This is a genomic window from Rhizobium sp. ZPR4 (genome assembly GCF_040215725.1).
Lineage (GTDB): Bacteria > Pseudomonadota > Alphaproteobacteria > Rhizobiales > Rhizobiaceae > Rhizobium > Rhizobium rhizogenes_D.
Genome location: NZ_CP157967.1, coordinates 1,896,430 through 1,915,221 on the forward strand (window position 1 = coordinate 1,896,430; position 18,792 = coordinate 1,915,221).

The window sequence follows — 18,792 nt, forward strand, 5'->3', positions numbered from 1 at the left end:
CATCCTCCCCGCCGGCGCCGCATTCCCTTGAATTGCCTTTTTGCACTGCACACGTTAGAAGAGCCCGCAAAATTCAAGGGATGGAACGGGCAGTGTAAGGCGGCATTGCCTGGGGAGGAGTGCCACGATGGATGTCATCAACACGATAGCGGCACTGCGCGAACGGCTTGGCGAGCACCGCAAAGCCGACAGAACAATCGGCCTCGTTCCCACCATGGGCTATCTGCATGCCGGCCATATGGAACTCGTTTCCCGTGCCAAGGCCGAGAACGATATCGTCGTCACCTCCATCTTCGTCAATCCGCTGCAATTCGGCGCCAACGAGGACCTCGCCAAATATCCGCGCGATCTTAAGCGGGACAGCGCCATGCTGCGTGATGCCGGCGTCGACTTTCTCTTCGCACCCCGCGTCACAGATATGTATCCGCGTCCGATGGAAACCGTTGTGGACGTGCCAAAGCTCGGCGCGGAGCTGGAGGGTGCTGTTCGCCCCGGCCATTTCTCCGGCGTCGCCACCGTCGTCACCAAGCTTTTCAACATCGCCCAGCCCGACAACGCCTATTTCGGCGAAAAGGACTATCAGCAGGTGGCGATCATCCGCCGTATGGTCGAGGATCTCGCACAGCCTGTTCGTGTCGTGCCTGTGTCGACCGTCCGCGACATCGATGGCTTGGCACTCTCCTCGCGCAACGTCTATCTTTCGAAGGAAGAACGCGCCGCTGCCGTCATCGTCCCCAAGGCGCTGGCGGAAGCCGAACGGCTCTACGATCTCGGCGCGGATGACCCGGCCATACTCGAAGAAGCACTACACGCCTTCATCGGCAAGGAACCGCTCGCGACCGTGGAAGTCGCCGCCGTTCGCCATCCCGAAACGCTGGAGCCGCTGACCAAACTGCAGGGGCAGCCAATCCTCATTGCGTTGTTCGTCCGCATTGGCGTCACCCGCCTGCTCGACAATCGCGTCATCGGGCGCAGACCGTCCGCCAACGAAAGGACCGCCTGAGATGAGCACCGTTGGACACAGCAAGCGCACGACGCCTGCCGCCGTCGAGGCGATGAAAGGCACGCGCCCGATCGTCAGCCTGACGGCCTATACGACGCCGATCGCCCGCCTGCTCGATCCACATTGCGATCTGCTCCTGGTCGGTGATTCCCTCGGCATGGTGCTCTATGGAATGGAAACGACCGTCGGCGTCACGATGGAGATGATGATCGCGCATGGCCAGGCCGTGATGCGCGGTGCGAAACATGCCTGCGTCATCGTCGATCTCCCCTTCGGCTCCTATCAGGAATCGAAGGAACAAGCCTTCCGCAACGCCGCACGCATCCTGAAGGAAACCGGCTGCGATGGCGTGAAGTTGGAAGGCGGTGAGGAAATGGCGGAAACCGTTTCCTTCCTGACCTCCCGCGGCATTCCGGTGTTCGGCCATGTCGGACTGATGCCGCAGCAGGTAAATACGACCGGCGGCTATCGTTCGCTTGGTCGCTCGGAGAAGGAAGCCGACAAGATCCGGCGCGATGCGAAGGCGATTTCCGAAGCCGGCGCCTTCGCCATGGTGATCGAAGGCACCGTCGAACCGCTCGCCCGCGAGATCACCACCGCCGTTGCCATTCCCACCATCGGCATCGGCGCGTCCGCCGCCTGCGATGGGCAGATCCTCGTTTCCGACGACATGCTCGGCCTGTTCAACGATTTCAAGCCGCGCTTCGTCAAGCATTTCGCAGAGCTGGCGCCCATGATCTCGAAAGCGGCTGAAGCCTATGCCGAGGAAGTGAAGGCCCGCACTTTCCCGGCCATTGAGCATACGTTTCAGCCGAAGAAGTAGCCCAGTAGCTGCCAACCTATCCGCGGCCAGTTTTGCTCTTCGGCTCGAATGTTCGATAGAATGCCTTGGAGGCGACGATCAGAACGAGGCAAGCGCGATGATATCCAGCGAACGCGGAAGCCTCCTTGGAGCCGGCAAGGAGGCGGAGGTCTATGAATACGGCGAGCTGGTCCTGAAATTATGGAAGGTCGGCGCATCGAAGGCCGCGGCTTTTCGGGAAGCGGCGACCCTCGCAATCCTGGAGAACTTGGGAGTCAATGCTCCAAGAGTCCGAAGCGTTGGCAAGTTTGAAGGTCGCTGGAGCTTGGTTATGACACGCGTCGAGGGCCGAACCTTTGGCGAAGCGATCGCCCAAAAGCCATTGCAGGCGGTAGCTCATCTGAATGTTTTGGCAGCTACGCATAGAAAAATCCATGAACACAGCGGGGTTGGCCTTCCAGCTCTGAAATCGCGCTTGCATCGTGACATTGAGCGCGCCGTGCAATTGAACGAAGCCCAGCGGCAGCATCTCTTGTCGGGGCTTCATCGCTTGCCGGATGGCAACAGGCTTTGCCACGGCGATTTTCATCCCTGGAATGTGCTCGGATCGCTCGAGCGGGCAACTGTGATCGATTGGCTCGATGCTTGCTGCGGAGATCCCCTTGCCGATGTCTGCCGGAGCTATGTACTTATACATTCCTATGACAACGGCCTGGCGGTGGCCTATCTGGATGCCTATGGCGATGAAAACCGTGCCGCCATTTTGGGCTGGCTTCCCTATGTCGCGGCGGCGCGATTGTCCGAGGGCGTTTCGGATGAAGCGAACGACCTTATGAGGATGACCGGCTGCAGCTCACCGGACTGAGCGTATATAGCCTTATGGCTTCGCCGATCGGGAATGGACGCTCTCTTCCTTCTCCAGCAGATAAATCGCCTCGCCGAAATCCTCCATCTTGCTCATCAACGCGGCATGGGCATCCCGCAGGCCCTGATTGTAATAGTATGGGCCGATCTCGGCGGTGAAGAAATCGAGCAGGAATTCGGCTGGCAAGGTGCCGAGCGTCTGGTCCAGCTCGTCAGCGAAATAGCGCTGAAGGCGGGCGACCATGGCTGCCTTCTCCTCCTTCGTAAAGGTGATCTTCTTCATCTTCTCAATCTCCCATTTTGCAAGCGCGTCCAAAGACCTGGATCAAGGAAATCAATTGATCCATCAAGGAAATTCAATTGCTGCTTCCACCCGCACGGCTTACATCTCCCGCCATTGAACGGCGTCCGGGGGCAGATGCACAAGGGGCGATCTCGGTTGTATTTCTCGCTCGATCTGCGAGTCGGACTGCAAGTATAGCATCTGGGCGCACGCGCCGGATTTTCCATGAAGGACAGAGCGGACCATGAGTCGCGCGGAATTTTTTGACGGCTTGAAGGGCGGCATCCCCGTCGGCCTTGCGGCAGCGCCATTCGGCGCCCTCTTCGGCGCGCTTGCGCGCGATCAGGGCATGTCGCTCGGCGAACTCACCCTGATGAGCGGCACCGTCTATGCCGGCGCCAGCCAGATGGTAGGGCTCGATCTTTTCGGCCACAATGTCGAGGCTTGGCTGATCGTGCTGTCGATCCTCGCCGTGAACTTCCGCCACGTGCTCTATTCGGCCGCGATTGCGCGCTACATCAGGCATTTTTCCGTGGTGGAGAAGTTCTTCACCTTCTTCCTGCTGGTCGATCCGCAATTTGCCGAGACGATCAAGCGTCACGAAAGCGGCAAGCCGGTGACCTTCGCCTGGTACATCGGCTTTGCGGCGATGATCTATATTCCCTGGGTGGTGATAAGCCTGATCGGCGGGCTTCTCGGCAGCCTGATCGGCGATCCGAAAGCCATCGGCCTCGATATCCTGCTGCCGATCTACTTCCTCGGCATCGTCATGGGCTTTCGCAAGCGTGACAATTTTCTGCCGGTCGTTGCCGCCAGCGCCGTAGCATCGGCGATCGCCTACCGCTACGTCGGTTCGCCCTGGCATGTCAGCATCGGTGCGCTTGCTGGCGTCGCCCTTGCCGCGGTACTGCCGCCGGTGAAGGCGAACCGGAAGCCCGACATCACTCACGAAAGTCACGAGGTCTGACCATGCTCGATTTCAATCCGCACATGGTCCTGCTGATCGCGGCCGCTGCCGTCGTGACCTTCCTGACGCGCATCGGCGGCTATATCCTGATCGTCAAGATGACCCGCATTCCGCCACGTGTCGAAGCAGCGCTGAATGCCGTGCCCGCCGCTGTCCTTACGACCCTCGTCGCGCCCGCCTTCTTCATAGGCGGCTGGGATATCAAGGTGGCAATGCTCGCAGCCCTTCTAATCGGCCTACGCTATCCTTCGACCTATATGCTGATCGCCGGATGGATCGTCGTCATGACATGGCGCCATTCCATCGGTACCTGAGACAGACCCCATCCCGCTTTCATGACGGGATGGGGTGCAGATTTCTCAGTGGCTGAGCGCAAGCGTGGCATTTTCCAGCCATGCCCTGATATCGTGATCATGGATCAGCGGCATCAGCGCCTCGCGCGTCCGAACGTGATATTCGTTGAGCCAATGCAGTTCCTCATGCGTCAGCAGCTCGACAAGCACCAGGCTACGGTCAATGGGGCAGAAGGTCAGCGTTTCGAAGCCGAGCATCGGCATGTCGCCGCCTTCGATCTCCTCCGGATCGCGGATATAGATCAGGTTCTCGATGCGGATGCCGAAATGGCCCGGACGATAGTAGCCGGGCTCATTGGAAAGGATCATGCCAGGAAGCAGTTCCTGCACCGCGAGACGCGCAATGCGCTGCGGTCCTTCATGTACGGACAGATAGGAACCAACGCCGTGGCCCGTACCATGGGCGAAATCGACGCCCGCCTTCCAGAGTGCGATGCGCGCCAGCGGATCAAGATCGCAGCCGCGCGTTCCCTTCGGGAAACGTGCCGTGCTGATGGCGATCATCCCCTTGAGCACCAGCGTAAAGAGACGCTTCTGATCGTCGGAGACTGCGCCGATACCGACGGTCCGTGTAATGTCGGTCGTGCCGTTGATGTATTGCGCGCCTGAATCGATCAGGAACAGTTCGCCAGCCTGGATCCGCCGGTCGCTTGCCGTCGTCACGCGGTAATGCATGATGGCTGCGTGCTCACCGGCACCGGAGATCGTATCGAAGGAAATGTCCTTCAGCGGGTTCTGCATGCTTTCGCCAACGCGGGCACGGCAGGCTTCCAGCCGTTCCGCTGCGGCAATTTCCGTCACCGTCCCCGGCTTGCTCGTCTCCAGCCAGTAAAGGAACTCGACCATGGCGGCGCCATCCTGCAGATGAGCAGCCGCAGAGCCATTGATTTCGGCAGCATTCTTGCAGGCGCGTGGCAGCTTGGCAGGGTCATTTCCCTCCACGACCTCCCCGCCCTCGCGACGGATGATATCGGTCAAGGCATAAGAAGCGAGATCCGGATCGACCAGGATTCGCCCGCCATTCGCTGCCGCAGCGGCCAGACGCCTGGTAAGTTCGGATGGCGGCAGCTGCTTGCAGATCTGCGTCAGATAGGCTTCGGCCTCGACCTTGGTCTTGCGCTTGTCGAGAAAGAGTGCCGCTTCCTCTTCCGCATAGATAATGGCACGCGCCAAAGGATGCGGCGTGTGCGGCACGTCGTTGCCGCGGATATTGAAGATCCAAGCGACGGAAGACGGATCGGTGATCAGCACCGCCTTGAGGTTCTTCTCTTTAAGGCTAGCCGCGATGGTCGCGAGCTTGTCCTTGGCCAGAACGCCGGCCTGGCCGATATCCTGAATGATGACACTGCCGAGCGGCTCAGCCGGGCGGTCCGTCCAGAGCTTGTCGAGCGGATTATGCGGGAGGAATACGAGCTTGCCGTCGATCTCGGCCAAGGCCTTCTCCAGCCGGCGCACTTCGGCACCCGTATGCAGCCACGGATCGATGCCGAGTCGGAAACCTCCCTTTGCATGGCGCGGCAGCCAGATATGCGGCGGCTCGTTCACCAGATCGCCACCGGTAAAGACAGTGCGGTCCACCTGCTCGGCAAGCTGCGTCACATAGCGGCCATCGACAAAAACCACAGCCTGAGAGTGTGTCACAAGCGCAACACCTGCCGATCCAGTGAAGCCCGTCAGCCATGCGAGGCGTTCCGAGCATTTGGGCACATACTCGCCCTGATACTCGTCGGCACGCGGCACGAGGAACCCGTCAATGCCGAGATCACCGAAGGCAGCACGCAAACCAGCGACGCGCTCGCGACCGAATTGTGGGGTGGAAGTGACGTCGAAAGACTGAAACATGAGCTGATCCAAGACTGGTGGAGAATCCGTGAAACTGAATTGTGCCAGTATGTTAGAGCATGATGATCGGAAGTGCGATGTGATTTTAGATCATTGAGACGATATGCGCGGCACTGGAGATATCAGCTCCTTCAGCAGCGCTTCTTCCGGGTCTTGGTCGTTAACGAATCCGCCCATTTCGTGAGCATCACCGCCCGAATATGACAACTTCACGGCACGAAATATGCATATCGTGCATAGCTCCCATGAAGCCGCCCCCCTGCCACGTTGAAAGGCGAGTCGCTATATCCGGCGCATCAAACGGGGTTCACGAAGAACCAGCTCAAACTAAGGACTTAAGACAATGCCTATCTCTCGCTCCGCATATGTTAGCCCGGCGCTGGCTGGCGAGCGTCGCACAGTACGCCACTCCGTCGGCTCGCTTCGTCAGCTCGAAGTCGAAACCTCGAAGGCCATCGGCGCCAGCCGCGGCGACCGTCGATAAGAAGTTTACGATCTACGCGTTCCAAGTCGATCGCAATCCGGTTCTCCTCCTCCCTCTCGGATTATGATCAGAACGCTAGAGCCCGCTTGAGCACTCCTCCACACACGCTCGCGGGCAAAATCGGTGAAAACCGATCTCAAGGCGGTGCTTCGGCACCGCCTTTTTTATTTCAGCAATTGCATTTGCGGGAAGTGACCGGCTCAGGGCCGGTCGAGATGGATGGTGACCCAGCCGTTGCGCCAGATCGTGCGCACATGTCGCAGGTTCGCGCCATTATAGGCGGCCAGCACCTTCCAGCGCTGCGCCGCAAGGATGCCCGAAAGAATCACCGAACCGCCCGGTGCCAGATGCGCCACAAGCTGCGGCGCCATCTTGATGAGCGGGCGTGCCAGAATATTGGCAATGATCAAGTCGAACGGCCCATGACGGGAAAAGGCTGTGGAGTGAAATCCCGGTGCCGTCTCAAGCGCGATCCCCGAGGCAATGCCGTTGCTGCGGACATTCTCTCGGGCGACACGAACCGCAATCGGATCAATATCCGTCGCCAGAACGGGAATGTTGCGCAGCTTGCGCACGGCGATCGCCAGCACGCCGCTGCCTGTCCCGAGATCGAGCGCGTTGCGCACGCGGCGGCTCGCGAAAACCTTCTCGATCGTCTCCAGGCAACCCGCCGTCGTCCCATGATGGCCGGTGCCGAATGCCTGCCCGGCTTCGATTTCGATGGCGATATCGCTGGGGCCGACCTTATCGCGATCATGCGAGCCATGCACGAGGAAGCGGCCGGCGCGCACAGGCTTCAACCCTTCCAACGATTTGGCGATCCAGTCTATATCGGGAAGCACTTCTTTTTGAATGGCGAGATCGGCGAAGGCAGGCTTCAAGAGCGCTTCGAAACGACTGCGGACCTCATCCTCATCTGCGGTATACAGATAGATCGACGCTTCCCAGATATCGTTCTTCTCGTCGATCTCCGTCGTTGCAATAGGCAACTCTTCGTCTTCGAATACCGGCGTCATCAGGTCCAGGACCTGCTCGGCTTTTTTCTCAGTCGTCGTTACATAAAGGCGGATTTCACTCAACTCGTCGCTCTTTCTCGTTCTTATTCGGCCCAGTCGATCCAGGGCGGTTTCGGCGTGTCATAGCCGGCCACACTCCGAAGCAATTTCCGGCGCATCGGGCCGAAGTGCAACAACAGTGGCGCAAGGAAATTACGCGCCGCAACTGCCAGCGGGCTTTGCATCGTCACCAATCGTGTCAGGCCATAGGTCTGTTTCAAAACCTGCTTCACGGCGGGAATTCTCAAGGCCGAATACTCCTGTTCGCGGCCTTCCGCAATGAGCCAGGCAAGCCAGCATGCATCTTCGATACCAAGATTCATGCCGCGGGCGCCGGCTGGCGAATGAATATGCGCGGCATCGCCGGCAAGAAAGACATTGCCCTTGGCCATCGGCTCGACATGACGGAAGTGAATGCGGAACTGCGAGACCCAGGTCTTTTCGGCAATAGCAGCCGGATGGGCGATGCGATGTTCGAAATCCTCCAGCGTTGAGATGTAGCGGATGATGTTGGCCGTGACAGGCAAGCGCCCGACCATGCCGGGATCAAAGAGCGAGATCTCACCGAAATGCGTATCGACCGGTTCCGCATAGCGAAAATCGGCAAGATAAAAGTAAGCTTCCAGCGCCTCCCCCGGAAAGCCGGCACCTAATGCCTTGCGCACCGCCGAATGCGCACCATCGGCACCGATCAATATGTCCGGCCGCACCGTTTCCGACGTACCGTTAGCCTGGCGCAGCGTGACCTCCGGCTTTTGAAGGTCCGATATGGCCCCGGCCGCCACCGCGGTCTGCCATTCGGGCGAAATGTTATAGGCCGAAAGCGCCTCCGTCAGCAGGCGTTCGGTACTGCCCTGCGGCAAGGCGCAAATGGCGCCGAAGCGGCCTTCGACCTGCTTCGTTTCCAGATGGATCAAAATCTTCTTATCCGAGCGGACCCGAAACTGCTCGATCGGTTGCGCGGCGGCGATGATGCGCTCCGCAACGCCGGAAGGAAACAGAAGCGTCAGCGTGCGTGCATTAACGCCGAGAGCCCGGCTTTCCTCCAGCGGCGTCGGGCCGGTACCGTCATCGACAATACGCGGCGAGAAGCCGCGACGGGCGAGCTCGAGAGCGGCTGCAAGGCCGACCGGCCCAGCCCCCACGATCAGGATGGATCTGGATTTCCCTCGTCCGCCAATTCCCTCGCCCATGCAGGCCCTATCCCTTCTTTACCAGGTTCTCCAGCTTCTTCACCGCCACGTCCGGATCCTCTTCATATGCAATGGTTCCGGCGAAGCGGCCCTGCGAATCCAGCAGGAAGACAGAAGCAGTGTGATCCATCGTATAGTCGCCATTCGGCTGCTTGTCGTCGACCGGCACCTTCTTGGCATAGACACGGAATCCCTTGACCATATCCATCACCTTTGCGGGATCGCCGGAAATGCCCGTGATGCGCTTCGACACATTGGAGACGTACTGGTCCATGATGGCGGGCGTATCGCGCTCGGGATCAACAGTCACGAAATAGGCATTGAGCTTGCTGCCATCAGGATCGACCTTCTGCAGCCAGGCATTCAGCTCGAACAGCGTCGTCGGGCAGACATCGGGGCAATGCGTATAGCCGAAGAAAACGGCAGACGGCTTGCCGCGAAACGCCTGGTCGCTGATCGGCTGGCCGCTCTGCGAAACGAGGGTAAAGGGCACGCCATAGGGTCCGGATGCCGCCACCTCGGGCGACTTGCCGCCGCCAAAGCTGAACCAGCCCAATAGTCCGGCCACGATCAACACGGCCACCCAAACTGCAATCCGCACGCTTCTCATGAATGCTATTCCTCACCGATACAGACGATCACGCCGAAAGTGCAGTGCAATCGACCTCCTAGCCGATGTAGCGGCTCGAAGTGGAGGACGCAATTCAAGAAGATGTTCAGAAGGGGCCGAAATCGTCGCAGCACGCGGCTCGAGGTCTTCCGAGCCTTGATCACTTCATTTCGCCGCTCTTCTTGGGTCAGAGGGACAAAATCTCGATTGATGTTAAATCAATCCTAACCAGTCCGCGCCAACATCTGCAGCAAAGGTCGAATTCTATTTCGCTCGCCGCCCGAAAGCGCGGCAAACCTCTTTATTCCAGAAGGGCATGACGCCCGCCGGAACGCCAGGCGCATCTTTCGCCGAAGCACCGGACGCTGCCGCTGCCCAAGCCGCTCCAGCCGATCTCTCTTTTCAATCGCGAGCGTCGCTTGCGGCGATGCCAAACGGGAAGTTCTCGAACATGACGAACGCCATCAAGCAATCGGGCACCTATCTGGAAATCGTCTCCTTTCACCTTGGCGATCAGGAATTCTGCATCGACATCATGGCCATCCGCGAAATCCGCGGCTGGGCACCGGTGACGCCGATGCCGCACACACCGCCTTACGTCCTCGGTCTCATCAACCTGCGCGGCGCGGTCATCCCGGTCATCGACATGGCCTGCCGCCTCGGCATGAAGATGACGGAGCCTTCGGAGCGCTCGGCGATCATCGTTACCGATATTGCCGGCAAGCTGGTCGGTCTGCTGGTCGAACAGGTGTCGGATATGATGTCGATCAAAAGTGAAGATCTGCAGCCAGCTCCGGAAATCATCCCCGAAGCGCAGCGCGCCTTCTGCCGCGGCATCGTGGCGCTGGAAAAGACCATGGTCTGCTTCCTCAACCTCGACACGGTCATTGCGGATCAGTTGGCCCAGGCAGCCTGATTTCAATAAGTTAGCTCATCAGAAAAAAGATCGCCCTGAAGCCGAGCTCCAGGGCGATCGCTTTTCATGTAACCGGTTTTGGCAGGGGTGTAGCCAATGACGCGGTCTTGCAGGCCGTGAACAGGGGCGAGAGTCGCCTCCCCGTTCGCCTTCGAAATTGCATCAAAAAGGTGCAAACCGAAAGCAACCAGAAGGAATTCGACAACCCAAGAGTATGACTTTTTTTGGTATTATCTTTCTACGAGTTATTTTCGAGGTATGGAAATACCGTCATTTCGGCTTGCCATTCTTCCACGTAACCTGCTGGCCGAACAAGGGGATTGTCGAAATGGCCATCTTGGCGGAGCCATCCACCAGTTGCCGCGAATGAATGAGATAGACCAGCGTGTCGTTCTTCTTGTCGTAAATGCGGGTCACGACCAATTTCTTCCAAATGAGCGACAGCCCGGCGCGAAACACCTCTTCGCCGCTTTGGGACAGATTGATATCGCCGATCTCGATCGGGCCGGTCTGACGGCAGGCGATGGAATTGTTGGAAGGGTCTTCGAACCAGTTGCCCTTGCGCAACCGGTCAATCACGCTGCGATCGAAATAGGTCACATGGCAAGTAACGCCCGTGACTTCGGGGTCCGGCACCGCATCGACCAGAATATCATTGCCCGTCCAGTCCACACCGACCTTGCCGACAACTTCGGCGGAAGCGGAAACGGGCGCCAGAGCCAGAAAAGACGCAGCAATGGCGGCAAAGAGTTTGGGTGAACGCATCGATCATCCTCCAACAACAGCCGCCGGGAGCAAGAGCGGCTTGGCTAAGGTAAGATGGCCCATGAGCGATGCAAGGTGGGACGGCTTATATCCGCGCCGTAACGCTTCGCGATCGATGCGGCAGCGATCGACACAGTGGACGCCGCCGCCAAAACAACGGCGTCCGAGCACACGCAGGTAGCGCATCATCTCATTTCTGGCTGATTGCGACCGTTCCGGTTTCCAGCAGCGATTTGAGGTTGGACAGAATCTTCGGCCAGCCGCCGGAAACCGCCTCGATGAGCTTGGAGTTTTCAACCTCGATCGTGTGAGTAACGGTCAGCTTCACGACGCCATCCGCCGGCTCCAGCTCCATCACGCAGCGCGACCAGCCTTCGGCCTTCAGTTCCGGACGCCACTCGTTGCGCCAGTTGATGGCGAACCGCCGTGGCGGATCGAACTCAGCGATCTCTCCCGTGTCGGCGACCCTGCCATCCGGAAAGAGCATTTTCCACGGCGACCCAACTTTCCACTCGGTATCGTGGATCATATCGAACCAGTACTGCTTGACGAATTCGGGCGTCGTCAGCGCCGACCAGAGCTTTTCCGGCGTGGTACGGATAAAGGTGACGTAGACGAATTTGCTTCCAGTCATGCCATTTCTCCTTGTTTGAATTCTATTGCTTCTTGAGCTCACTGACGCCCTCGTCTTCCAGTGCCTTCTTCAAGGCCGAAAGCGCGCTCAGATGCTGGCGTTCGAACTTGTTGATCCAGCGCTCGGCAATGCCGTTGATCGGGACCGCATTGATAAAGTGCAGCTTCTCGCGCCCCTGCTTCTCCGAAGAGATCAAATTGGCCTCCTCCAGAATGACGAGGTGCTTGGCGACCGCCTGGCGGCTCATGTCCAGATCTTCGCAGAGCGCGTTCAGGGTCTGCCCGTTTTGCTCATAGAGCCTGTCGAGCAACTGCCGCCGGCTGGCATCCGCCAGCGCCTTGAAGACTGCATCATCATTCACGGATATGAAACCATTTGGTTGCCTTTTCTTATTTATAGGCAACTAAATGGTTGCCTGTCAAGCAACGCGTAGGCGAAACAACCGACGTGAGGCGGCGGCGGCTCTGTCAAAAGATTCCATGCAACGCGCGATTGACAATGCTCGCGTCGCGTCAGATCATCCAGCCATGATCGCAAACCGCACCATGGTAACGCACCTTCACACCATCTCTCCCCTTGCAGGGCGAGTGGAAGGCGTGTTGCGCTGAGCTGACCGCGATCCATCTCAACCCTGCCGAGGCGAGCAGGGTTGAAGCTTCCTTGCTCTCCTCCCCATTATCAAAGGAGAGCCCATGAATTCCGAACAGCAAGAACCAGACGAGCGACGACCCAAAAAGGTTGGCTCGGTCGAAATTCGCGCGGCACGTCCCTCCGATGCCGAAGGGATCGCCGCGATCGCCAACCTGCCCGGCTTCCGCGCCGGCACGCTGCGGCTGCCTTTTCAAAGCACCGAAGAGACGCAACGATGGCTGGACAAGCACGACCCCAATGCAACCAGGCTCGTTGCCGTGCTTGACGGACAGATTGTCGGCAATGCCGGCCTCAATCGGCTCTCCGGCCGGCGGATTCACAGCGGCAGCATCGGCATGGGCGTGCATGACGATTTTACGGGCTGCGGCATCGGTTCCGCTCTTATGGCCGCCCTCGTCGATACCGCCGACAATTGGCTGGCGATCAAGCGCCTGGAATTGACCGTCTATGTCGATAATGAGCCGGCGATCGGACTCTACGAAAAATTCGAGTTCGAAACCGAGGGGCGTCTGCGCGCTTTCGGTTTCCGCAACGGCCAATATGTCGACGCATTCACGATGGCGCGGCTGAAATTCTGAGCAGTAGAGAGGCGGCGGATTGCGTTTCCACCGCCTCTCATCATCAGCCGATCAAATCCAGCCACTCGTCCTCGGTCATGACCTGGACATTGAATTCGCGCGCCTTGTCGAGCTTCGAGCCTGCGCCCGGCCCTGCCACGACGATATCGGTCTTCTTCGACACCGAACCGGAAACTTTGGCTCCAAGGCTCTCCGCCTTCGCCTTGGCCTCGTCGCGGGTGAACTTTTCCAGCGAACCGGTAAAGACGACCGTCTTGCCGGCGACGGGGCTGCCAGAAGTCACTGGCTGCTCTGCCTCTTGCGGCTGCACCTCTTCCAGGAGCTTCGCGATAACTTCGGTATTGCGCGGCTCCTTGTAGAATTCGACGATAGCCCGCGCCACCACCTCACCGATACCCTCGATATTGTTGAGGTCGTTCCACGCATCGCCGCTAAGGGGTACGGCTTCCCTCATCCCTGCCTCGAAGGCCGCATAAGTGCCGTAGGACCGCGCAAGCAGCTTGGCCGTCGTCTCGCCGACATGGCGGATACCGAGCGCGAAGATAAAGCGATGCAGGGCGATCTGCCGCCGCTCGTTGATCGCGGCATAAAGCTTGCCAACGCTGACCTTGCCGAAGCCGTCGATATTTTCCAGCTTCGCAAGCGACGCCTGCTGGCGCTTTTCCAAGGTGAAGATATCAGGCGCAATCCTGATCTGCAGCGCCGGGTCCTCGCTCTCGAAAAAGAAATCGATCTGCTTCGAGCCCAGCCCCTCTATGTCATAGGCATTGCGCGAGACGAAATGCTTGAGATGCTCGGTCGCCTGCGCCCGGCATATGAAACCGCCTGTGCAACGCGTCACCGCATCGACCTTGCCGGTCTTCTCGTTGATATCGCGCACCGCATGGCTGCCACAGACCGGACACACTTTCGGGAACTCGTAAGACGTGCTCGACGGCTCGCGCTTCTCCATCACGACATCGACGATCTGCGGGATAACATCCCCTGCCCGCTGGACGATCACCATGTCGCCGACGCGGATATCGCGGCCATCGCGGATCGGCTCGCCCTTGTTGCCGATGCCCTTGATATAATCGGCATTGTGCAGCGTCGCGTTGGTCACGACGACACCGCCGACCGTGATCGGCTCAAGCCGCGCAACCGGCGTCAGTGCGCCAGTGCGGCCGACCTGGATGTCGATGCCGATCAGACGCGTGAATGCCTGCTCCGCCGGGAATTTATGCGCCGTCGCCCAACGCGGCGAGCGCGAGCGGAAACCAAGACGAGCCTGCAGTTCCAGGCTATCGACCTTGTAGACGACGCCATCGATATCGTAATCGAGATCCGGCCGTTGCAGGCCGATCTCCTCGTAGTGACCAAGAATGTCGGCGACTGAGCTCAGTCGCTCCATCAGCGGATTGACCGGGAAACCCCAGGATTTAAAGACCTGCACCATGCCGTATTGCGTATCGGCGGGCATGTCGGACATTTCACCCCAGGCATAGGCGAAGAACTTCAGCTTGCGGCTCGCCGTCACCTTCGCGTCGAGCTGACGCAGCGAGCCGGCAGCCGTATTGCGCGGATTGACATAAGTCTGCTTGCCCTCGGCCTCCATCTGCGCGTTGAGCGCCAGGAAGTCACTCTTGGCCATATAGACCTCGCCGCGCACTTCGACGACGTCAGGAGCGCCCGCTGGCAAGGTCTGCGGGATCTCCTGGATGGTCCTGATATTGGCGGTGACATTCTCGCCCGTCGTGCCGTCACCACGCGTCGCAGCACTTACCATGCGGCCATTCTCGTAACGGATGGACATGGAAAGGCCGTCGATCTTCGGCTCGGCGGTAAAGGCGATCGAATTATCCGGCAGGCGACCGAGGAAGCGATAGACGCTGGCGACGAAATCCTCGACGTCCTCCTGTGAGAAGGTGTTGTCAAGTGACAACATCGGCCTTGCATGGACGACGGGCGCAAACGTCTCCGAAGGTGCCGCGCCAACCCGGCGCGACGGGCTGTCGGCGCGAATCAAGGCCGGGAACCGGGCCTCGATGGCATCATTGCGCCGCTTCAGCCCATCGTAGTCCGCATCCGAAATCTCCGGCGCATCCTTGCCATGGTAAAGCGCGTCGTTGCGCGCGATTTCCGCAGCCAGGTAAGCAAGCGCCGCGGCCGCTTCCTCTTCGCTCAAATCCTCGACGGGCTTCTGTTCGGTGCTCATGAATCTACACTCCCCGATTTCGAAGATGTTTTAGAGCACTTCCGCGAAAAGTGCGAAGCGGTTTTCGGCCCGGAGCACGTAAAAACAAAGGGAAAAATCCGCGATCCAATCGCCGGACCGACAGAGGTGGCAGCGTCGATCACGACAACTTTACGCCATGATCGGTCGTTCTTGATGTTACAGGTGCGGGAAATATCAGCGCCCAGACATCCCTAATGGAATTCTCTATCCAATTCCTGGGGCAGCGGCCCTTCCGCGTCTATCGCGGGGGATTTAAGGTAGGCTATTATGAGAGCCAGATCTCAGGAAATGATTGGATCATCAGCAGAAATTCGAAATCACGTATGAAGCATCGTCTCACCGTTCTCTCTATTTCTCTCGTTATTGCAGTCATGCTCATGAGCTCATTCGTCAGCCGCTCCGCCTTGGGGCTGGTCGTTCGAGCTTGCGAGATGAACTCTACCCTGACGGGCTCACCTTATCCGTGCCTCAAGATAGTTCAGTCGCAGGACCCTCTGTCTTCATACGTTGTTCTTCGCGAGCCGGCCGACAAAGAGCGCACCATTCTTGCACCGCTCGCCGATGTACCCGGTATCGAAGACCCCCGCCTTCTCGCCGCGGGAGCGCCGAACTATTTTGAGGAAGCCTGGAGAGAGCTGTCGTCAATCGATCCGCGTGCAATGAAGGCTTCGCAACAGAATTTTGCGCTGGCGATAAACGCCGCCAGTTGGCGCACACAAGATCGGCTTCATATCCACATGGGGTGCGAAACGCCTCGCTTTAACTCCCTCTTGAAGAGCCATGCGACGGAGATTGAAAGCGGCCGGTTTACAAATTTGAAGACCAAAGCTGGCTGGTGGGCAACCTTCCATGCGGCCGACGACCTCTCGAATTTGAATCCGTTGAAGCTCGTCGCGGACGGTGTCGATGGCGCCCGCTCAAATATGGAAAACGTCGTGGTCGGCGTCTTTGGCTCGATATTGCCGGACGGGCAGCATGGCTTCTATATTCTCGCCAGAATAAACGAAGCACACAAATCTCATGGGTCGGCGGAAGATATGATCGATCCCAAATGCCGGCTCTGATGCATATCGCGCAGATCTTCATGCATCAGCCGAACTCATTCACAGCCCACCGCACCGATTTCGTAAGGTGACCGAACCAAATACAGGCTGCAAAGTCGTCAGCAGCGGATCAGGACCAGCGCTCACAAAAGGCTTCGATGTCGCTTGACTGAAAATCGGCAAGCCGCTCCATGATGGTTTCGAAAGGCCAATTCCACCAGGCGATGGACGTAAGCCTCTCCGCAATGGTTCGCGTGAAGCGTTCTCGAATGAATTTCGCGGGAATACCGCCGACAATCGTATATGGTTGGACATCTTTGGTGACGACCGCGCCTGCTGCGAGTACGGCACCGTCTCCAACCTTTACGCCCGGCAAAACAATCACGCCGTGACCAATCCACACATCGTTGCCGATGACAGCCCGATCCTGCTTTCGCCGGTCAAAAAAGGCGTGGTCCCGCACGGCGTCCGCCGAGTAATATTCCGGACAGTAGGTGAAGCGGTGCATGGACGGGCGATCCATCGGATGATTGGGAGCACCAATCCTGACCTCCGCAGCGATAGCACAAAACTTTCCAATCGTTGCATCACCGACGATGCAGCGCGGTCCCAAATAGGAGAAATCCCCGAGTTCTGCCGCGTGCAGAGACGTGTCCGCCAAAACCTCACAGCATCTGCCGATGCTCGAATCCCTTATGCTCGCCGTCGAGTGGATAACGGTTTCCGCGATTTTGGGGCGATTTGGCTGTACGGTCGAGTGCATTGACAGTCTCCGGATTCTGGCCTGCCTAACCGGGGACGATGAAGGATATATGACGCAAGATCGTCGAAAGACCGAAGCGAGGTATCAATGACAGATCAGCCGTTGCCGGCCAGCAAGCGCTTGGCAGCCGCCCTCGCCTCCTCGGTCACCGAGGCTCCGGCGAGCATGCGGGCGATTTCCTCGGTGCGATCCTTCGGTTCCATGGTGGCAACACGCGTGGAAATCTTTTCCGAGCCGTCCGCAACCGGCCCCTTGGAGATCAGCAGATGCGTTGCAGCACGGGCCGCGACCTGGGGTGCGTGGGTGACCGACAGCACCTGCACGCGATCGGACAGGCGCTTCAGCCGCTGGCCGATCGCATCCGCGACCGCACCACCGACGCCGGTGTCGATTTCGTCGAATACGAGGGTCGGCGCCGAGCCGCGATCGGCCAGCGCAACCTTCAACGCCAGAAGAAAACGCGACAGCTCGCCTCCGGAGGCAACCTTGGTGATCGGCCCCGGCCGTGTACCAGGGTTCGTCTGCACGTGGAATTCGACGACATCTATACCCTCGGCCGTTCCGGCTTCGGGGTCGCTGGTGATCTCCACCATGAAACGCGCGCGCTCGAGCTTCAAGGCTGGCAGTTCGGTCATGACGGCTGCCGCAAGCGCCTCGCCTGCGTGGCGGCGCTTCTCCGACAGGCTGCGCGCGGCAACATCATACTCCGCCTTGGCGGCGGAAAGCTCCGCAGCAAGCCGCGATAGCCTCTCCTCGCCCGCATCGAGATCGGCGAGATCTGAAATCATACGGGCAGCCAATGCCGGCAGTTCAGTCACCGGCACCGAATATTTACGCGAGGCGCCCCGCAGCGCGAACAGACGTTCTTCGACGCGCTCCAGTTCACGCGGATCATATTCCGTCTTGCGGAGTGCTGCCTCCACTTCCATCTGTGCGTTGGAAAGCTGGTCGAGAGCGGCGTCGAGCAGCGCCACGGTATCTTCCAGGAGGCCCGGCGCTTCGTGGCTCTTGCGTTCCAGCCGGCGCACCAGCGAGGCGATATGCGGTACAGGCGAGGCATTGCCGTTGAGGAATTCCGAGGCCTCGGCAATATCACCGGCGATGCGCTCGGCCTTCATCATCCGCGAGCGCTTTTCGGCAAGCTCGTCCTCTTCGCCGTCCTGCGGCGAGAGCTTCTCCAGCTCCTCCACGGAAGCACGAAGATAGTCCGCTTCACGCGCTGCCTTCTCGACCTGCTCCCGATGTTTCTTCAGGGTACGATCGGTATCGCGCCAGATTTTGTGCAGCCTGCCGACCTCCTGCGCCTCTTCGGCGAGGCCCGCAAAGGCATCCAGCAAGGTGCGGTGCGCGTCGGTATCGACGAGCGCCCGGTCATCGTGCTGGCCATGAATTTCGACGAGGAGCTGGCCGATCTGGCGCATGAGCTGAACGCTGAGTGCCTGATCGTTAACAAAGGCCTTTGTACGCCCGTCAGCGGATTGTACGCGGCGGAAGATCAGATCGCCGTCATCATCGATATCATTGTCGCGCAGAAGCTTACGGGCCGGATGCTGCGTGCCGACATCAAAAACCGCGGTCACCTGGCCGCGGTCCTCGCCATGACGCACTAACCCGCCATCGCCGCGCCCGCCAAGGGCCAGCGACAGACTGTCAAGCAGGATGGATTTGCCTGCACCCGTCTCGCCGGTCAACACCGAAAGCCCGGACTCGAAGGCAAGATCCAGCCGCTCGATCAAAACGATATCGCGGATCGAAAGCTGGATCAGCATCT

General features: G+C 59.1%; 20 protein-coding genes. 9 read left to right on the forward strand and 11 right to left on the reverse strand.

The genetic code is table 11. The features are described from left to right. The first annotated feature begins 127 nt into the window (after positions 1–127). The 3 genes from panC (at position 128) to ABOK31_RS09355 (ending at position 2,670) form a co-directional block, all read left to right on the forward strand. Positions 128–1,003 carry a pantoate--beta-alanine ligase gene (panC, locus tag ABOK31_RS09345; RefSeq protein ID WP_349958713.1) on the forward strand — a complete coding sequence of 292 codons (876 nt, stop codon included), beginning with the start codon at positions 128–130 and terminating at the stop codon, positions 1,001–1,003. A gap of 1 nt (position 1,004) precedes the next feature. Beyond that, positions 1,005–1,826 (forward strand): 3-methyl-2-oxobutanoate hydroxymethyltransferase, encoded by an 822-nt coding sequence (gene panB, locus ABOK31_RS09350; RefSeq protein ID WP_349958715.1) that lies wholly within the window; start codon positions 1,005–1,007, stop codon positions 1,824–1,826. 97 nt (positions 1,827–1,923) lie between these two features. Beyond that, positions 1,924–2,670, forward strand: coding sequence for an aminoglycoside phosphotransferase family protein (locus tag ABOK31_RS09355; protein ID WP_349958717.1), 747 nt, complete (start codon positions 1,924–1,926; stop codon positions 2,668–2,670). 12 nt (positions 2,671–2,682) lie between these two features. On the opposite strand, the gene ABOK31_RS09360 is transcribed toward ABOK31_RS09355, so the two are convergent. Next, positions 2,683–2,952 (reverse strand): DUF2164 domain-containing protein, encoded by a 270-nt coding sequence (locus tag ABOK31_RS09360; RefSeq protein WP_174179916.1) that lies wholly within the window; start codon positions 2,950–2,952, stop codon positions 2,683–2,685. Between the two features lie 244 nt (positions 2,953–3,196). Between ABOK31_RS09360 and ABOK31_RS09365 the strand changes: the two genes are divergently transcribed. Next, complete coding sequence (locus ABOK31_RS09365) at positions 3,197–3,919, forward strand: AzlC family ABC transporter permease (RefSeq protein WP_349958719.1); 723 nt, start codon at positions 3,197–3,199, stop codon at positions 3,917–3,919. 2 nt (positions 3,920–3,921) lie between these two features. Next, on the forward strand, positions 3,922–4,233 hold the full coding sequence (locus ABOK31_RS09370) for an AzlD family protein (RefSeq protein WP_349958721.1): 312 nt from the start codon (positions 3,922–3,924) through the stop codon (positions 4,231–4,233). Positions 4,234–4,278: 45 nt separating this feature from the next. On the opposite strand, the gene ABOK31_RS09375 is transcribed toward ABOK31_RS09370, so the two are convergent. Next, complete coding sequence (locus ABOK31_RS09375) at positions 4,279–6,114, reverse strand: aminopeptidase P family protein (RefSeq protein ID WP_349958722.1); 1,836 nt, start codon at positions 6,112–6,114, stop codon at positions 4,279–4,281. A gap of 343 nt (positions 6,115–6,457) precedes the next feature. Between ABOK31_RS09375 and ABOK31_RS09380 the strand changes: the two genes are divergently transcribed. Continuing rightward, entirely contained in the window at positions 6,458–6,598 is a 141-nt protein-coding gene (locus tag ABOK31_RS09380; RefSeq protein ID WP_167459807.1) for a hypothetical protein, read from the forward strand. Between the two features lie 200 nt (positions 6,599–6,798). Here the strand turns inward: ABOK31_RS09380 and ABOK31_RS09385 are convergent, their stop codons facing one another. From ABOK31_RS09385 to ABOK31_RS09395, 3 genes are read right to left on the reverse strand one after another with little or no spacing between them, the layout of a single operon-like run. After that, on the reverse strand, positions 6,799–7,677 hold the full coding sequence (locus ABOK31_RS09385; RefSeq protein WP_349958724.1) for a 50S ribosomal protein L11 methyltransferase: 879 nt from the start codon (positions 7,675–7,677) through the stop codon (positions 6,799–6,801). 20 nt (positions 7,678–7,697) lie between these two features. Beyond that, positions 7,698–8,846, reverse strand: coding sequence for an NAD(P)/FAD-dependent oxidoreductase (locus tag ABOK31_RS09390; RefSeq protein ID WP_349958725.1), 1,149 nt, complete (start codon positions 8,844–8,846; stop codon positions 7,698–7,700). A gap of 7 nt (positions 8,847–8,853) precedes the next feature. Continuing rightward, entirely contained in the window at positions 8,854–9,456 is a 603-nt protein-coding gene (locus ABOK31_RS09395; RefSeq protein WP_285171374.1) for an SCO family protein, read from the reverse strand. Between the two features lie 451 nt (positions 9,457–9,907). Between ABOK31_RS09395 and ABOK31_RS09400 the strand changes: the two genes are divergently transcribed. Beyond that, positions 9,908–10,372 (forward strand): chemotaxis protein CheW, encoded by a 465-nt coding sequence (locus tag ABOK31_RS09400; RefSeq protein WP_069612836.1) that lies wholly within the window; start codon positions 9,908–9,910, stop codon positions 10,370–10,372. Between the two features lie 270 nt (positions 10,373–10,642). Here the strand turns inward: ABOK31_RS09400 and ABOK31_RS09405 are convergent, their stop codons facing one another. From ABOK31_RS09405 to ABOK31_RS09415, 3 genes are all read right to left on the reverse strand, one after another. Then, complete coding sequence (locus ABOK31_RS09405; protein ID WP_174179930.1) at positions 10,643–11,137, reverse strand: CreA family protein; 495 nt, start codon at positions 11,135–11,137, stop codon at positions 10,643–10,645. Positions 11,138–11,327: 190 nt separating this feature from the next. After that, a complete protein-coding gene (locus ABOK31_RS09410) occupies positions 11,328–11,771 on the reverse strand; it encodes an SRPBCC family protein (RefSeq protein WP_174179932.1) in 444 nt (147 codons plus the stop codon). Between the two features lie 22 nt (positions 11,772–11,793). After that, positions 11,794–12,132, reverse strand: coding sequence for a helix-turn-helix domain-containing protein (locus ABOK31_RS09415; protein ID WP_349958728.1), 339 nt, complete (start codon positions 12,130–12,132; stop codon positions 11,794–11,796). Positions 12,133–12,463: 331 nt separating this feature from the next. On the opposite strand from ABOK31_RS09415, the gene ABOK31_RS09420 reads away from it, so the two are divergent. Further along, positions 12,464–13,000, forward strand: a complete 537-nt coding sequence (locus ABOK31_RS09420) for a GNAT family N-acetyltransferase (protein ID WP_349958730.1) — start codon at positions 12,464–12,466, stop codon at positions 12,998–13,000. Between the two features lie 43 nt (positions 13,001–13,043). Here the strand turns inward: ABOK31_RS09420 and ligA are convergent, their stop codons facing one another. After that, positions 13,044–15,194, reverse strand: a complete 2,151-nt coding sequence (gene ligA, locus ABOK31_RS09425; RefSeq protein ID WP_349958732.1) for an NAD-dependent DNA ligase LigA — start codon at positions 15,192–15,194, stop codon at positions 13,044–13,046. 215 nt (positions 15,195–15,409) lie between these two features. Here ligA and ABOK31_RS09430 point away from each other — a divergent pair, with 215 nt between their 5' ends. Further along, entirely contained in the window at positions 15,410–16,279 is an 870-nt protein-coding gene (locus ABOK31_RS09430; RefSeq protein WP_349958733.1) for a CDP-diacylglycerol diphosphatase, read from the forward strand. 109 nt (positions 16,280–16,388) lie between these two features. On the opposite strand, the gene ABOK31_RS09435 is transcribed toward ABOK31_RS09430, so the two are convergent. Together ABOK31_RS09435 and recN are read right to left on the reverse strand one after the other, a co-directional pair. Then, positions 16,389–17,021 (reverse strand): DapH/DapD/GlmU-related protein, encoded by a 633-nt coding sequence (locus ABOK31_RS09435; protein ID WP_174179942.1) that lies wholly within the window; start codon positions 17,019–17,021, stop codon positions 16,389–16,391. A gap of 95 nt (positions 17,022–17,116) precedes the next feature. After that, positions 17,117–18,790, reverse strand: a complete 1,674-nt coding sequence (gene recN / locus ABOK31_RS09440; protein WP_349958734.1) for a DNA repair protein RecN — start codon at positions 18,788–18,790, stop codon at positions 17,117–17,119. Between the last annotated feature and the right edge of the window lie 2 nt (positions 18,791–18,792).

Excerpts from the sequence above, each read along its gene's own strand:
- ABOK31_RS09435 (WP_174179942.1), bottom strand. The coding sequence starts at position 17,021 with ATGCACTCGACCGTACAGCCAAATCGCCCCAAAATCGCGGAAACCGTT.
- panC (WP_349958713.1), top strand. The coding sequence starts at position 128 with ATGGATGTCATCAACACGATAGCGGCACTGCGCGAACGGCTTGGCGAG.
- ABOK31_RS09410 (WP_174179932.1), bottom strand. The coding sequence starts at position 11,771 with ATGACTGGAAGCAAATTCGTCTACGTCACCTTTATCCGTACCACGCCG.
- ABOK31_RS09370 (WP_349958721.1), top strand. The coding sequence starts at position 3,922 with ATGCTCGATTTCAATCCGCACATGGTCCTGCTGATCGCGGCCGCTGCC.
- ABOK31_RS09360 (WP_174179916.1), bottom strand. The coding sequence starts at position 2,952 with ATGAAGAAGATCACCTTTACGAAGGAGGAGAAGGCAGCCATGGTCGCC.
- recN (WP_349958734.1), bottom strand. The coding sequence starts at position 18,790 with ATGCTGATCCAGCTTTCGATCCGCGATATCGTTTTGATCGAGCGGCTG.
- ABOK31_RS09380 (WP_167459807.1), top strand. The coding sequence starts at position 6,458 with ATGCCTATCTCTCGCTCCGCATATGTTAGCCCGGCGCTGGCTGGCGAG.
- ABOK31_RS09355 (WP_349958717.1), top strand. The coding sequence starts at position 1,924 with ATGATATCCAGCGAACGCGGAAGCCTCCTTGGAGCCGGCAAGGAGGCG.
- ABOK31_RS09395 (WP_285171374.1), bottom strand. The coding sequence starts at position 9,456 with ATGAGAAGCGTGCGGATTGCAGTTTGGGTGGCCGTGTTGATCGTGGCC.
- ABOK31_RS09420 (WP_349958730.1), top strand. The coding sequence starts at position 12,464 with ATGAATTCCGAACAGCAAGAACCAGACGAGCGACGACCCAAAAAGGTT.
- ligA (WP_349958732.1), bottom strand. The coding sequence starts at position 15,194 with ATGAGCACCGAACAGAAGCCCGTCGAGGATTTGAGCGAAGAGGAAGCG.
- ABOK31_RS09400 (WP_069612836.1), top strand. The coding sequence starts at position 9,908 with ATGACGAACGCCATCAAGCAATCGGGCACCTATCTGGAAATCGTCTCC.
- ABOK31_RS09405 (WP_174179930.1), bottom strand. The coding sequence starts at position 11,137 with ATGCGTTCACCCAAACTCTTTGCCGCCATTGCTGCGTCTTTTCTGGCT.
- panB (WP_349958715.1), top strand. The coding sequence starts at position 1,005 with ATGAGCACCGTTGGACACAGCAAGCGCACGACGCCTGCCGCCGTCGAG.
- ABOK31_RS09430 (WP_349958733.1), top strand. The coding sequence starts at position 15,410 with ATGGAATTCTCTATCCAATTCCTGGGGCAGCGGCCCTTCCGCGTCTAT.
- ABOK31_RS09375 (WP_349958722.1), bottom strand. The coding sequence starts at position 6,114 with ATGTTTCAGTCTTTCGACGTCACTTCCACCCCACAATTCGGTCGCGAG.
- ABOK31_RS09390 (WP_349958725.1), bottom strand. The coding sequence starts at position 8,846 with ATGGGCGAGGGAATTGGCGGACGAGGGAAATCCAGATCCATCCTGATC.
- ABOK31_RS09365 (WP_349958719.1), top strand. The coding sequence starts at position 3,197 with ATGAGTCGCGCGGAATTTTTTGACGGCTTGAAGGGCGGCATCCCCGTC.